Raw genomic sequence first — 14,323 nt, forward strand, 5'->3', positions numbered from 1 at the left:
CTCCCGCTCATTTCCTGCGCTGGTCGGTCAGAAGGTCCGGGTTCGACGCGTGCCCGCCGTCCGGGTGCGCGCCGTAGCGGTCCAGAAGCCGCGTCATGAGGAACGTCCGGAACGCCTGCGCGTCCACGCCGGTCGCCACGCGCGCGTTGGGCGGCAGCCCGGTGCGCCCGTGCACATCGGCGACGAGGGCGCCACGGGTGAACTCGCCCGCGCACTCCACGGTCACCCACGCGTCCGTCCACTCCAGAAGGTCCGGGCGGACGGCGGCGGCCACGGCGAGCGCGTCGTGCACGGCACAGGCGCGCACCTTGTGGCGGCGGGCGTAGCGCTCGACGAGGTGGCGCAGCATCCGCCCGGCGGCCGAGGTCACCGGTGCGCCGTCCGCGATGAGCACGTCGGCGTCGGTAAGCGGGGTGAGGGCCTTGCGGGTGACGTCGAGCCCGACGATGCGCAAGGGGACGCCGGACTCGGTGACGTAGCGGGCAGCCTCCGGATCGGCGTGGAAGTTGAACTCGGCGGCCGGGGTGGCGTTGCCCGGGGCGAAGGCCGCCCCGCCCATGACCACGATCTCCCTCAGCCGCTCGCGGGTGTCGGGGTGGGTGTGCAGGAGCGCGGCGATGTTGGTGAGAGGCGCGGTCGCGATGACGGTGATCTCGCCCGGACCGCTGTCGTACACCTGGTCCGCGATCCAGTCGACGGCGTGGCCGGGGTGGACGGGCCGTACGGCCGCGGGGAGTTCGACGCCTCCCAGGCCGTAGGCGCCGTGCACCGGCTCGTCGGGCTGCCGCAGCGCGCGGGCCAGTGGTCCGGCGTGACCTCGGAGCACCGGCGTGGTCGCCGCGGGCCCGCCGACCAGGTCGCACAGCCGCAGGGCGTTGTCGACGACCTGGTCGAGGCCGACGTTGCCCGCGACGGTGGTCACGCCCGCGACGTCGAGCTCGGGTGACGCGTACACCAGGAACAGCGCGATCGCGTCGTCGATGCCCGGGTCGCAGTCGATGACGACCCGCGAGGGCGCCCGGCTCATCCGGAGACCTCGCGCTGGAAGCGGTCCACCCACTCGTCGTTGTGCTCGACGGAGTACGCCAGGTCGGGGGAGGCGAATCCGGCGGCGGCCGGATCGCTCGCGGCCTTGCCGGCCACCTCGCTGATGGTCGCGGGAACCTCGGCGTCCTGGTTGACCGGCTTGTCATTGAAGGAGGCGGCCGCCTGCTCCTGGACGTCGGCCGAGAGCAGGTAGTCGATGAACTTCTCGGCGCCCGTCTTGTTCTTGCCGCCCTTGACGATCTGAGCGGTGTTGGCGGCGACGTAGCGGCCCTTGTCGAACGGGGCCCAGCCGATGGGCTTGCCCGCCTTGGCCGGGTCCACGGCGAACAGGTCGAGGCCGGGTGCCATCTCGACCTCGCCGCGGTCGAGGAGACTGACCAGTTCGGTGCTGCGGCTGAAGAACTTCAGGACGTTCGGCTTGAGGTCGGACAGCTTCTTGAACCCGGTGTCGGTGTCCTTGGGGCCCGAGCCGTACGTCGCTGAGGCGGCCTGGAGGAACGGGGCGCCGGCGCTGGTGGACATGTCGGGGACGGCGACCTTGCCCTTGTGCTTGGCATCCCACAGGTCCTGGAGCGTCGGCGGCTGCTCGAACCTGTCGGTGCGGTAGAGCATGCCGAGCAGCTGGTAGGTGTACGCCGGGCCGTAGCCGTCCTCGCTCCGCGCGAAGTCGTAGGTCTTCGCCATGTTCGGGACCTTGGCGGGATCGACCTTGTCGAACAGGCCCTGCTTCTGCCCCATGGCGGCGAAGAGGTCGGAGATCATCACGACGTCGACGGTGGGGTCGGTTTTGTTGACGCGCAGCTTGGTCAGCCGGTCGGCGTTCGCCCCGGTCTCCACGGTGACGTCGATGCCCGTCTTCTTCTCGAAGGGCTTGACCACCGCCTCCTCGAAACGGTCCGCCCCGAAGCCGAAGGTGCTGACCGTCAGCTTCTTCGGGTCCGCCGCGGCGGATTCGGCGCAGCCGGAGAGGGCGAAGGCGACGAGGGACGCGACGGTGACGCCGGTCGTGAGTCTGGTGGTGCGGATCATGCGGGGAGCTCCTGACGGTCGGAGTCGGACAGATCGCGCCGAGCGTCGCCGTCGTCGCCGGGCAGGGGGATGGCCTGTGCGTGGGGGAGGTGCAGCCGTATCGGTGCGCCCGCGCGCAGGGTGTCGTCGGTGGTGACGGCGTGCAGGATGCGGTCGCCGGTGGTAGCGGTGACCGCGACGTCCGTGCCGCGGAACCGGACCGCCGTGACGGTCGCGTCGATCACCTCGCCGCCCGCGGGCGGTTCCCGGTCGGGGCCGAGGACGCCGATGTGCTCGGGCCGGATGGTGACCGGGCCGCGCCCGGGCAGGTCGAGGAAGTTCTCGTAGCCCAGGAACTCCGCCACGAAGCGGGTGGCCGGAGTCTGGAACACCTCGCGTGGAGGCCCTTGTTGGACGATCCGCCCGTGGTCGAGGATCACCATGGAGTCGGCGAGTTCGAGCGCCTCCTCCTGGTCGTGGGTGACCAGAATGGCCGTCAGCCCGGTCTCGCGCTGGACGCGCAGCAGCTCCTGGCGCATCTGGACGCGCAGCCGGGCGTCCAGGTTGGACAGCGGTTCGTCGAGCAGTAGCACCGAAGGGCGGATGGCCACCGCGCGGGCCAGTGCGACCCGCTGCTGCTGCCCGCCGGACAGCTGCCGCGGCTTTCGCCCGGCCAGGTGGGCGAGTCCCACCAGGTCGAGGACCTCCGCCACCCGGGTGCGGATCTCGGCGGCGAGCACCCCGCGCATCCGCAGCCCGAAGGCGACGTTCTTCTCGACGGTCAGGTGCGGGAAGAGCGCGTACGACTGGAACACCATGCCGATGTTGCGGCGCTCGGGCGGCAGGGTGGTGGCGTCCTTGCCGTCGAGCAGGATCGTGCCGCCGGTGGGCTCCAGGAACCCGGCGATCATCCGCAGGGTGGTCGTCTTGCCGCAGCCGCTGGGGCCGAGCAGCGCGGTGAACTCGCCGCGCGGCACGGTCAGATCGATGGAGTCGACGGCCACCGTGCCCGAGAACTCCCGGGTGATGGACTGGAGTTGGACAACTGGCGTCGTCATGGTGGGGGACATCCCTACTTGCCTACTTGCCGAAGACCTTGTTGAAGCCGACGAGTCGCTCGGTGGTCAGGGCGACCAGCACAGTGGCCGCCAGCAGCAGCGTGCTCACCGCCGCGACGACCGGGTCGAAGGAGAACTCGACGTACTGGAGCATCTGGACCGGGAGGGTGGACACGCCGGGACCGTTGAGGAGCAGCGACAGCGGCACGTTGTTGAAGGAGGTGAGGAAGGACAGCACGGCCGCGGAGACGATCCCGGGCGTCATCACCGGCAGGGTGATGTGGAGGAAGGTCCGCAGCGGGCCCGCGCCCAGGCCCCGCCCCGCCTCCTCCAGCGCGGGATCGGCCAGGGCGAGCGAGGCGCCCGTCACGCGTACCGCGTACGGCAGCAGAAGCACGGTGTGCCCGATCAGCAGCACCCCGAGCGCGGTGATGCGCAGGGTGACCATCAGCTGTTGGAACAGGGCGAAGCCGAGGACGAGTTCGGGCACGATCGCCGGGGACAGGAACATGGCCTCGGCGGCCTTACGGCCGCGGAAGCGCTGGCGCTGGATCGCCAGCGCGGCCGGGATGCCGACGAGAAGCGCCAGCAGCGTCGCCCCGGCCGCCACCAGGGCACTGGTGGCGAGTGACTCCTGGAAGGGCTGGTACGACAGCGCCTTGGTGAACCACTTGCCCGACAGGCCCGGCGGCGGGAACTCCACCGTGTCGCCGGAGGAGAACGCGACGGCGACGACCAGCAGGATCGGTCCGAGGAGGAAGACCAGGGCCAGCGCGGCCACGGCGGAGAGAACGGGACGCCCGCGCATCACACCGCCCCCACCCTGGACAGGCGCCCGGAGACCCAGCTCGCGGCGAGCACCAGCGCGGTCATGATGAGGGCCACCGCACTGGCGGCGCCCCAGTCGAGCTTCACGTTCGCGTAGTCGTACAGGAGGGTGGCCAGGGTGCGGTTGCGGGTCCCGCCCAGCAGCAGTGGCGTGGTGAACGCGGTGACCGCGCCGGCGAACACCAACGTCGCGCCCACCAGCACGCCGGGCAGCGCGATCGGCAGCACCACACGCCGGAAGGCGCGCCCGGAGCTGGCCCCGAGACCGCGGGCTGCTTCCTCCAGCTTGATGTCGACGTGGGACAGCGAGCTGTACGAGGTGAGGATCATGATCGGGGTGAAGAGCTGGGTGAGCCCGGCGACCAGGGCGAACTCCGTGTAGAGCAGCTGGGTGCCGTCGTCGGCCAGGCCCAGTCCGGCCACCAGGTCGCTGATCAGGCCGTTGCGGCCGAGGAGGACCAGCCAGGAGAAGGTCCGTACGACGGTGCTGAGCAGCAGCGGGAAGACGGCCAGGGCGAGCAGCAGCCCCTGGCGGCGCTTGGGCGCCCGGGAGATCAGGTATGCCACGGGGAAGCCGAGCAGCAGGCAGACCGTTGTCGTCAGGACGGCGACCCGGATGGTGCGGGCCGCGACACCCAGGACGTAAGTGTCGCCGAGCATCCCCCCGAGCTTGCCGAGGACGTCGGGGTCGTCGGCGGCGGGCGGCGCGAACAGCGTGACGCCGAAGGGATAGAGGAAGCCGAACGCGAGAAGTGCCGAGCCCGGCAGGAGCAAGAGGCCTGATGCGGCTCTGCGCGACACGATCGGGGCCTTCCTGGAGTAGTTCTGAAGCGATGTGCTGCAATCGGTTGCAGCAACCGATTGCAGGCAAGCTACGCTGGAGCCCGGGAGCCGGTCAACGGCTGCTCGTAAAAAGCGTGTAACCAGCACTCGATCGAGACGTGCGACCAGCGCCCGATCAGAATCAGCACTGGATCAAGAGAAGGCAGGAACGGATGGCTCGGCTGGCAGACGTCGCGCGCGCCGCGGGCGTGTCCACCTCCACGGCGTCGCGGGCCCTGAGCAGGCCCGAGATGGTGGCGGAAGCGACCCGCGAGCGGGTGGCGCGGGCGGCGGCCGAGATGGGCTTCACGCTCAACGCCACGGCGCGCGCCCTGACCACCGGCCGCACCGGCCTGGTCGGCGTCATCGTCCCCACCCTCGCCAACCCGTTCTTCCCGCCGATCGTCACCGGCGTCCAAGAGGCACTGACCGAGGCGGGAGGCAACGTCCTGCTCGGCGTGTCCGACCGCTCGGAGACCCGCGAACGCGAGCTGGCGGCGCAGCTGGGCTCCCGCGTCGACGGGCTCGTCCTCGTCGCCCCGGTCAGCGCGGACGCCGCGCTGCGCGAGCTCGCCGAGCGGCTCCCGACGGTGACGGTGGACCGCACGGTCCGGGGCCTGCCCGGGGTGGTCGTCGACACCCCCGGCGGCGTACGGGAGTTGATGGCCCACCTGACCGGTCTTGGCCACCGGCGCATCGCCTACCTCGGTGGCCCGCCCGGATCCTGGATGGACCAGCAGCGCAGGAAGGCCGCCCGCACGGCGGTTACCGACGGGGGAGGCGAACTGATCGTGCTGGACCCGGTACCGCCCCAGGTCGACGCGGGCCTGGCCGCGGCCGAGGATCTGGTGCGCCGGGACGAGGGCGTCACCGCGGTGCTGGTCTACAGCAGCTATGTTCTGCTCGGGCTCCTGATGGGACTGCGCACCGCCGGGCTGCGCGTGCCCGAGGACATCAGCCTCGCCGCCTCGGACGACCTGACCGTCATCGGGATGACCCAGCCCGGCAGCACCGCACTGCACGTCCCCCTGGAGGAAGCGGGTAGCGCCGCATGCCGCCTCCTCCAGACCACCCCGCTCCCTGGCGGGCGCCCGCAGCGCGTCCGGATCCCCACACGTCTCGACGTACGCGACTCCACTGCCGCGCCGCCCCGAACGGCCGAGGTGTCCTGAAGACAGAGGCCCGCCCGGCACGTTGCGCAGCGCCGGCCGTCGAACGGCGGCGAGTACGCTGCTCCCGTGGGGATCACCCTCGATCTCAGGAGCGCCCAGGCGGCCGATGTCCATGTCGGGCGTTCGCCGCTCGCCGAGTTGCTGACTGTCCTGCACATCCTGGCGGAACCGGATCACCATCCCGAAGCCCAGCGCTGGACGCGCAGGCTGCTGGACGCGCGCCTCGACGAGGGGCTCAGGGACGAGATGAGTGCCCTCTCGCCCCTGTGGGCGAGGCTCCGCTGCCGGCTGTTGTTCCCGCTGGCGGCACCACTGGACGGATCCTTCGAGGACGAGCTGGGGCATCTGGAGACACTGTCCCAGCAGGAGTTCGTGGGGCTGTGCGCCCAGGGCGCGCTCGGCTTCCTGGAGGACGTTCCGCCGGCCCGGATGCTGCTCCACGACCCGGTGGCCGCTCAGGCGTACGTCACGCAGTGCGAGCGGCGGTCGTTCCGGCGCGGGGCGCTGGCGTACGACCTGGTGACGTCGCCGGAGCGGGTGCGTGCCCGGCTGATCGGCTTCCTGCGGGAGTGCTCCGCCGCGTTCTTCGCCTCCGAGTGGCGGCTGCTGCACGACCGGCTGGAACCGGCCGTGGCGCAGCTGCGCACCGACGTCCGGCGGCGCGACCTGGCCGAGGTGCTGGCCGGTCTCAGCCCGACCGCCGTCGTCTCCAAGGACGGGGCGAAGGTCCGCTACGACAAGCTGGCGATCGCCGACATACCCGTCGGGCCGCGCCCGCTCTTCATCATCCCCTCGGTGCACGGCTGGCCGCACCTGACCGTGAAGGACGAGGAACCCTTCCCGATCGTGGTGCAGTTCGCCGCACTCGCAGGCCGGGCCGCCGAGCAGCTGACCCTGCGTCAGCTCCATGAGCGGCTGACCGTGCTGGCCTCCCCGGGCCGGATGGAGCTGTGCCGGCATCTGCTGGGCGAGCCCATCACCACCTCGGAGCTCGCCCAGCGGCTCGGGCTCGCCGACACTCAGGTCTCCCGCAGCATCCGGCAGTTGCGCGAGGCCGGACTGATCGAGTCGGAGCGGGAGGGCCGGTACGTCTACCACCGGCTGGCCACCAGCACTTTGCTCCGACTGGGACAGGACGCGCTCGCGACCATCATGCGCTGAGTACCCGACCGACGGTCACTGGTCGGGCCCTACCCACAGCAGAACGGCGGACGGATGCGCGGCATCCATGTGAACCCGGTTCGTCGCCACGACCTTGCGCCGGGTGAGAGCCTCCGGCTCACCGGTGTTGGAGTTGACGTCGAAGCGCGGGAAGTCGCTGGAGGAGATGTCCACCCGCAGCCGGTGCCCGGCCTCGAAACGGTTCGCCGTGTCCGGCGCCGGGATCCGGATCTCGTAGACCTCTCCGGGCGACAGCGGCTCGGGATGCTCGAAGGACTTGTGGAAGCGGCACCGGAAGATCCCCTCGGTGAGGTTCATCGCGAAGCCGTGCGGATAGTCCTCGTTGGGCGGGTGCACATCGATCAGCTTCACCGTGAAGTCGGTGTCCGGAGCGCTGGAGGAGATGAACAGCCGGGCGGTGACGGGGCCCGTCACGGTGAGCGGCTCGGTCAGCGGCGGTGTGGTCAGCGAGATGACGTCCGGTCGTGAGTTGAGCGGCAGGTACGGCTCGCGCGCCCCGTGGAACCGGGCGTCCGGCACCTGGTCGAAAGCGCCCCCGACCATGACCGGCTCGCCCGAGGTGACCTGACCGCCCAGCGTGGGAACGGGGTTGTCCGGATCGAAGTCGTACTCCACCCACGCCTCACGCGCGTCCTGCGGCAGGGTGGTCAACTCGCCGGAGGTGTGCAGGTAGAACGCGGTCTCGCGGGCGGCCGTCGGAGGCCACTGGCTGTCGGTCCGCCACCGGCCGCCGTGCCGCATGCGCCCGGCCTCGTCGCGGCGTCCGTCCCCGCCGCCCATGAGGAAGTACCGCACCCGGGGCAGCGCGCCCGGATCACCGCCGCGGCCGAGCACCGCGTCGAACCACCGCCGCCGGAAGGCGAGATACGACGCGTCGAGGTTGTCGCTCAGCGTGGCGTCGGGGCCGAAGTCGACGTCCCCGGCGTACGTGACACAGCGTTGGCCGTGCGTCCAGGGGCCCATCACGAGATGGGCGGGCGAGTCCTTGAGCCGGTCCAGGGCGGTGAAGTTCTCGATGGTGGAGCGCACATACGGGTCGTACCAGCTCGCCATGTGCAGGCTCGGGACGTCGGGGAAGCGGTCGTAGGAACCGCGTCCGTAGATCGCGGGCTGCCGCCAGTACGTCCCGAAGGCGTCCTGGCGCCACTGCTCCAGCAGGTACTCCTCGTAGTCGGCGACCTGCCGCAGCGGGGACGCGCCCGCCCGCCACGGCATCGCGCTGAACCAGTCCCGCAGGTCGGTGCGGGCGAACGCGGCGCGGATCAGCGGGTCGCGCTCGGCCTCAGGGCTCTCCTCGCCGTGCCGGAACGCCCAGGTGACCTGCTTCAGTTCGAAGGCGCCGCCCATCCGCATACCGGCGTCGTAGGCGCTGGAGAACCCTCCGGAGTCCAGGAACATCGCGGCCAGGTGCCCTGGGGCCTCCGCGGCGGCCGCCGTCTGGGCGTGCGCCGAGTAGGACACCCCCATCATCGCCACCTGCCCGTCGCACCAGGGCTGGGCGGCGATCCACTCGACGGTGTCCGCGCCGTCGGGCCCTTCGTTGAGGTACTTCACGAACGTGCCCTGCGAGTCACCCCGCCCCCGGCAGTCCTGCCGTACGACGTGGTATCCGGCCCGCACGAAGTAGGCGGACGTCTCCTCCGGGCTCGGCACCGGCTCGTCGTGCCGGCTCCGGTCGGATTCGCGGGGCGCGCGGCGGCCGTAGGGGGTGCGTTCCAGGATGACCGGGCGCGGGGACGGGTCGGCCCCCTCCGCGTACAGATCGGCGGCGAGGAGGATCCCGTCGCGTACGGGGATGTGCAGTACCTGCCGCCAGACCTGCTGGTCGGCGATGTGCTCGGGGGACTCGACCGGTGGTGCCTGCGTCATGGAGCCGGTCACCCGCTCTGGGACTGCCGGGAGCCGTTGACCGTGATCTTCTCTTTCCCCACGGTGGACAGGGGGAGGTCCCACTTGTCGAAGAGCTTCTTGTAGGTGCCGTTGTCGTACAGCTTCTGCAGGGCCTCGGCGAGGACCGGCGCGAGGCCCGAGTCCTTCTTCGACACGATGCCGTAGATCGCCGTGGCGGCGGGCAGATCGAGCATGTCCTTGATCTCGACGGTCTTGAAGCGGCCGCCCGAGGTCTCGCTCGCGGCCGTGTTGGAGGCGCTGGGTGCGGCCACGGCGTCGATACGGCTGCTCTGCAGGGCCAGAGCCGCGGACGGCAGATCGCTGAACACCTGCTCCCGCACAGCGGACTTGCCGCTCTTCTCGCACCGCTTGGTCAGTGCCGCGACGACGTTCTGCGTGCCCGCGCCCTTCTCGACGCCGACCTTGCGCCCGCACAGGTCGCTGCCCGCCTTGGGGAGGAAGGACTTCTGGCTGTTCACCATCACGGTCACGTTGCTCTGCGCGAAGTCGGTCAGGTCGACCTCCGTCTGGCGCTCCACGAAGTCCCCGACGGGCGCGCTGAGATCGATGCGGCCGGACTTGATGCCGGGGATGGTGGCGTCGAAGGTCGTCTTCCGCTCGGTGATCTTCAGCCCGAGCATCGAGGAGAGCTGCTTGTCGAGATCGGGGACGAGACCGGTGATGTCGCCGCCGGAGCCGAACGTGACGTAGGGCGCGTACTCACTGATGCCCATCACCACCTCCTTGCCGGCGTACTGCTTCGGCACTTTCGCCTGCAGGGCGGCATCGGGCGAGGCCAGGGCGATGGCGGCGGACGCGCTCGCCTTCGGCTTTCTGCTGGTGTCGGACGCGGCGCCCACGGAGGAGTCGTCGACCGAGCAGGCCGCGAGAGCGAGCGGCAGGATCAGGGCGCAGGTGCCGGTGACGGCGGTGCGGATCGGTTTGCGCATGACAGGGTCCAATTGCAGGAGGGGAGGGGGCGAGCCAGGAGTGAGGCGGTGTCAGCGCTCCCAGACGGCGGCGGCCACACGCCGTACGTTTCCGCCTGCGAGCTTGGCCACCTCCTCGTCGGAGTAGCCGTGCTCGAAGAGCCAGCGGATCATGTTGCCCACGGACTCCGCGGGGTTCTCGCAGCCGTGCACGTACGCGACCTCGTCATGGGGAGGCAGTACGCCCGGCTCCGCGTCGTCCTTGCCGAACAGGCCGGCGAAGACCCGGTGCCAGGCCGTGTGGTCGCCGAAGTTGGTGTCGGGACCGAAGGCGACATGGTCCGGGCCGACCAGGTCCAGGCAGTGCTCGACGTGCTCCATCACCGAGTCCAGGCAGTGCCGGGGATGCTTGGCGGTGATCGTCGTGTGCGGCGCCGCCTCGATGCCGATGAAGCCGCCCGACTCGGCGCAGGCCCGGATGACGTCGTCCGGCTTCATCCGCGGGGTGGGCCACAGGCCGCGGGCTCCGGCATGGGTGATGACCACGGGGGACGAGGAGTGGCGGACGGCGTCGAGGGCCGTGGCGTCGCCGGTGTGCGAGACGTCCACGATGATGCCGAGGTCGTTCATCCTGCGCAGCGCGCGGCGACCGAGCACGGTCAGCCCCGCGTCGCCGGTGTCCGCGAGACCGGAGCCGAGTTGGTTGCTCTCGCTGTAGACCAGGCCCAGGAGCCGTACGCCGAGTCCGTAGAGCAGATCCAGGCGGTCGACGTCGTTGCCGATGGGGGTGGCCGACTCCAGGGTGAGCACCACGCCGACCTTGTGCTCCGCGCGGGCCCGTTGGGCATCCTCGAGGGTGCGTACGGGTGCGACGAGCGACTGGTGCGCCCAGTCCGCCTGGCGCATGGCCAGGTCGCTGACCGCGTCGTCCCAGTCCCACGATGTATGGGCGCGGATCATGCTGACGGCGGCCGGTCCGCCGTCGAAGAACAGGTCGACTCCGGAGTGCGCGATGCCCTCGTACGGGGTGAACTCCCGCCCCTGGCGCCGGTACTCGGAGAAGCGGTGCGGGTCGGCCGGGCGCAGCGAGAGGTGGTCGTGCGCGGAGACGACGAGGTGCCGCTCCTCGAAGTCCCGGGCGCGTTCCTCTACGGCGTCGCTCCACTCGATGGCGCTGCCGGGTACACGTCCGACGGCCGGTACGACGTCGAAGGCGTCGTAGTCCTGCCCGGCCTCCAGGTACTGGTAGGAGCGGTACGCGTCCCAGAGCGCGAGCCGCTTGCGGGTCTTGTCGGGCAGGGAGGGCAGCGAAGGCAGGGGGGCCGGGATGCTCATGAGACGACTTTCGACAGGAAGGCGCGGGTACGGTCATGGCCGGGCCGGGTCGTGATCTGCTCGGCGGAGCCCTGCTCGACGATGCGTCCCCCGTCCATGAACACGATCCGGTCGGCGACGTCGGCGGCGAACCTCATCTCGTGGGTGACGACGACCAGGGTCATGCCCTCGTCGGCGAGGTCACGGATGACGCTCAGGACCTCCTGGACCATCTCCGGGTCCAGGGCCGAGGTCGGTTCGTCGAAGAGCATGACCTTGGGCTGCATCGCGAGCGCGCGGGCGATGGCGACGCGCTGCTGCTGGCCGCCCGACAGCTCCTCCGGATAGCTGTCGAGCTTCTCGGCAAGACCCACGCGGGACATGAGCCGTTCGGCGCGGGCGTCCGCCTCCGCCTTCGACAACTTCTGTACGAGGCGGGGAGCGTGCACGATGTTCTCGCGGGCGGTCAGGTGGGGGAAGAGGTTGAAACTCTGGAACACCATGCCCATGACCGCTCGTTGCGCGGCCAGTTCCCGGCTGCCGAGCTCGACCAGGACGTCGCCGTTCTGCCGGTAGCCGATGACGTTTCCGTCGACCAGGACCAACCCGCCGTCGGGCACTTCGAGATGGTTGATGCAGCGCAGCAGGGTGCTCTTCCCGGATCCGGACGGCCCGATGAGGCAGACGGTCTCACCGCGACGCACGTCGAGCGATATCCCGTGCAGAACTTCCGTCTCGCCGAAGGACTTTCGAATCTCGTGCAGCGAAATGATCGCCTGCGATTCCGGCTCTTTCTCCGTTGCCGTCTCCGACTCCGATGCTCCGATCACAGTGAATTCTCGATCCTCTTGGGAGACGCGCTCTTCTGCGTCCGGGCCAAGGTGTGCCGCGAAAGCCGTCGTTCCAGGCGCTGTTGACCGACCGTCAGGACTCCCGTGATGACCATGTACCAGATGGCCGCCACGATGAGCAGCGGGACGGTCTGGAAGTTCTTCGCGTAGATGAGCTGCACCGAATACAGCAGGTCCGCGAGGGAGATGACGCTGACCAGCGAGGTGGCCTTGAGGAGCGAGATCAGTTCATTGCCCATGGGCGGCACGATGATGCGCAGCGCCTGCGGCAGGCTGACCCGGAAGAAGGTCTGGGCGGGCGTCAGCCCGAGCGCGGCGGCGGCCTGCCGCTGACCGTCCGGCACGGAGAGCAGTCCGGACCGTATCAACTCCGCGATGTACGCCGTCTCGTGCAGGGTGAGCCCGACGACGGCGGCGGTCAGCGGGCCGATGAGGGAGTTGGAGTCGAAGGTGGCGAACTGCGGTCCCCACGGAATGCCGACCGACAGGGTGGGGAAGAGCGCTGCCAGGTTGTACCAGAACAGGAGCTGCACCAGCATCGGAATGCTGCGGAACACCCAGATGAAACCCGCGGCCGCGGCGGACATCAGGCGTGCCTGCCCCATGCGCATGAGCGCCACAACCGTGCCCAGGACGAGCGAGAGCAGCATCGTCACCGCCGTCATGCCGAGACTGACGCCGATGCCCTGGAGAATGCGTATCTCGAAGAAATAGCGGGACACCGTTCCCCATTCGAAGCGGGGATTGGTGAGGACCGTCGTCGCCATCATCGCCACGAACAACACGACGGCGGCGTTGGCCACCCATATCGCCGGGCGCCGGCGCTTGATTCGCTTGAACGTCAGCGCATCGGGCGGTGCGTCGAGATTCAGGACTCTGGTCATATGGGCCTCGGATGGGTGGCGGAACGGCACGGCCGATGACGGCACCCTAAATTCCCCGCCAACAGCATTCGCCGACGGTTGACACACATGTGTTCATCGTTAACGCCATGCGCGTGCCGCGGATCTACTGTCGGCCGGGCACGCGATGGTGCAGCGGCCCCGAAGGAGTGGCGCGACCAGTGGCCCGACCAGGAAGAAACGAGCCGAGCGGAGTGACGCATGAAGCTGATCGCGGTAGGAGACGTTGTGGTCGCCCGGAGGCCCGCCCTGCCACTGGACGGCGACCTCGGTCCCGGCACCACGGCTCTGCCTCTCCTGCGGGACGCCGACCTGGTGATCGGCAACCTCGAGGCCCCGCTGACCGATTCGGGACACCCGGCTGAGAAACCCGTCGCGTTCCGTGTCGGCACGGCCGCCGCGGCGGAGGTGGCCCGGCTCGGCCTCGACGCCTGCTCGCTCGCCACGAACCATGCCCTCGACTACGGCATCGACGGCCTGCGGAGCACCTTGAAGGCCCTCGACGGGGTCGCGGTCGCGCACGCCGGCGCGGGGGAGGATCTCGACGAGGCCCTGCGCGAGACCCGTCTGACGGGCCGGAACAACGCCGAGATCGCCTTCCTCAGCCTGTGCAGCACGCTGCCCCCGGGTTTCAACGCGACATCGCACCGGCCAGGGATCGCGCCGGTACGGATCGAGCAGAGCTACGAGTTCGACGGCGTACTGCTGGAAGAGCAGCCGGGCACGGTGCCCTACGTGCGCACACGGGCGCGGGAGGCCGACCTGGCGCGGGCGCACCAGGCGGTCCGGCGGGCCAAGGAGCGGTTCGCAACGGTGGTCGTGGCCGTGCACTGGGGCGTTCCGTGGTGTTATCTGCCCGACAACCAGGGCCCCTTGGCCGAGTACCAGCAACCGCTCGGCCGGAGCCTCATCGACGCCGGCGCGGACCTGGTGATCGGCCACCACCCGCACTGCCTGCACCCGGTGGAGAGGTACCGCGACGGACTCATCCTGTACTCGACCGGAAACTTCCTCTTCCACCCCTGCGAGGAGGTGGGCGAGCCGGACCGGCGGCCACCCGCCCGCTACAAGCAACGGATGTCCGACCGGCCCTGGTTCGAAAGCGCGGTGTTCGACATCGACCTCGGGGACGGTCCACCCGAACTGCGCCTCCACCCGGTGGAACTCGACGCCGACGGCGAACCCACCGTTCCCTCGCCCGCCACGGGTCAAGCGATCCTGCGTCGCGTCGAGGAACTTTCCCGGGACCTGAACCCCTCGACCCGCGTGGACGCCGACGGGCGAGTTCGTTTCGGCTGAGCCAGAAAGCGCAGGCCTGGC

At 70.1% G+C, this 14,323-nt stretch carries 13 protein-coding genes; 3 read left to right on the forward strand and 10 right to left on the reverse strand.

The genetic code is table 11. The features are described from left to right. Positions 1–7 precede the first annotated feature (7 nt). The 5 genes from OP79_RS10355 to OP79_RS10375 are packed head-to-tail and all read right to left on the reverse strand — an operon-like array spanning position 8 to position 4,742. Positions 8–1,027 (reverse strand): nucleoside hydrolase, encoded by a 1,020-nt coding sequence (locus tag OP79_RS10355; protein ID WP_051744551.1) that lies wholly within the window; start codon positions 1,025–1,027, stop codon positions 8–10. Then, positions 1,024–2,076, reverse strand: coding sequence for an ABC transporter substrate-binding protein (locus OP79_RS10360; protein ID WP_033319769.1), 1,053 nt, complete (start codon positions 2,074–2,076; stop codon positions 1,024–1,026). Before OP79_RS10360 ends, OP79_RS10355 begins: the two co-directional genes overlap by 4 nt. After that, a complete protein-coding gene (locus OP79_RS10365; RefSeq protein WP_245685268.1) occupies positions 2,073–3,113 on the reverse strand; it encodes an ABC transporter ATP-binding protein in 1,041 nt (346 codons plus the stop codon). The genes OP79_RS10360 and OP79_RS10365 overlap by 4 nt, the downstream gene beginning before the upstream one ends. A gap of 22 nt (positions 3,114–3,135) precedes the next feature. Further along, the gene (locus tag OP79_RS10370; RefSeq protein WP_211270766.1) at positions 3,136–3,921 is read right to left on the reverse strand and encodes an ABC transporter permease; all 786 of its coding nucleotides are present in this window, start codon (positions 3,919–3,921) and stop codon (positions 3,136–3,138) included. Continuing rightward, the gene (locus OP79_RS10375; RefSeq protein ID WP_245685269.1) at positions 3,921–4,742 is read right to left on the reverse strand and encodes an ABC transporter permease; all 822 of its coding nucleotides are present in this window, start codon (positions 4,740–4,742) and stop codon (positions 3,921–3,923) included. Before OP79_RS10375 ends, OP79_RS10370 begins: the two co-directional genes overlap by 1 nt. Before the next feature lie 194 nt (positions 4,743–4,936). Here OP79_RS10375 and OP79_RS10380 point away from each other — a divergent pair, with 194 nt between their 5' ends. Together OP79_RS10380 and OP79_RS10385 are read left to right on the forward strand one after the other, a co-directional pair. After that, positions 4,937–5,935 (forward strand): LacI family DNA-binding transcriptional regulator, encoded by a 999-nt coding sequence (locus tag OP79_RS10380; protein WP_033319772.1) that lies wholly within the window; start codon positions 4,937–4,939, stop codon positions 5,933–5,935. Between the two features lie 66 nt (positions 5,936–6,001). Continuing rightward, positions 6,002–7,096 (forward strand): ArsR/SmtB family transcription factor, encoded by a 1,095-nt coding sequence (locus OP79_RS10385; RefSeq protein ID WP_033319773.1) that lies wholly within the window; start codon positions 6,002–6,004, stop codon positions 7,094–7,096. A 15-nt stretch (positions 7,097–7,111) separates the two neighbouring features. Here the strand turns inward: OP79_RS10385 and OP79_RS10390 are convergent, their stop codons facing one another. From OP79_RS10390 to OP79_RS10410, 5 genes are read right to left on the reverse strand one after another with little or no spacing between them, the layout of a single operon-like run. After that, complete coding sequence (locus OP79_RS10390) at positions 7,112–8,986, reverse strand: CocE/NonD family hydrolase (protein WP_033319874.1); 1,875 nt, start codon at positions 8,984–8,986, stop codon at positions 7,112–7,114. 8 nt (positions 8,987–8,994) lie between these two features. After that, complete coding sequence (locus tag OP79_RS10395) at positions 8,995–9,957, reverse strand: transporter substrate-binding domain-containing protein (RefSeq protein ID WP_033319774.1); 963 nt, start codon at positions 9,955–9,957, stop codon at positions 8,995–8,997. A gap of 51 nt (positions 9,958–10,008) precedes the next feature. After that, complete coding sequence (locus OP79_RS10400; protein ID WP_033319775.1) at positions 10,009–11,271, reverse strand: dipeptidase; 1,263 nt, start codon at positions 11,269–11,271, stop codon at positions 10,009–10,011. After that, positions 11,268–12,077 carry an amino acid ABC transporter ATP-binding protein gene (locus OP79_RS10405; RefSeq protein ID WP_106972352.1) on the reverse strand — a complete coding sequence of 270 codons (810 nt, stop codon included), beginning with the start codon at positions 12,075–12,077 and terminating at the stop codon, positions 11,268–11,270. The genes OP79_RS10400 and OP79_RS10405 overlap by 4 nt, the downstream gene beginning before the upstream one ends. After that, positions 12,077–12,985 carry an amino acid ABC transporter permease gene (locus tag OP79_RS10410; protein ID WP_033319776.1) on the reverse strand — a complete coding sequence of 303 codons (909 nt, stop codon included), beginning with the start codon at positions 12,983–12,985 and terminating at the stop codon, positions 12,077–12,079. The genes OP79_RS10405 and OP79_RS10410 overlap by 1 nt, the downstream gene beginning before the upstream one ends. Positions 12,986–13,204: 219 nt before the next feature. On the opposite strand from OP79_RS10410, the gene OP79_RS10415 reads away from it, so the two are divergent. Then, positions 13,205–14,302, forward strand: a complete 1,098-nt coding sequence (locus OP79_RS10415) for a CapA family protein (RefSeq protein WP_051744552.1) — start codon at positions 13,205–13,207, stop codon at positions 14,300–14,302. Positions 14,303–14,323: the final 21 nt, after the last annotated feature.

It is taken from the genome of Streptomyces yerevanensis, assembly GCF_000716805.1.
GTDB classification, from domain to species: domain Bacteria; phylum Actinomycetota; class Actinomycetes; order Streptomycetales; family Streptomycetaceae; genus Streptomyces; species Streptomyces flaveus.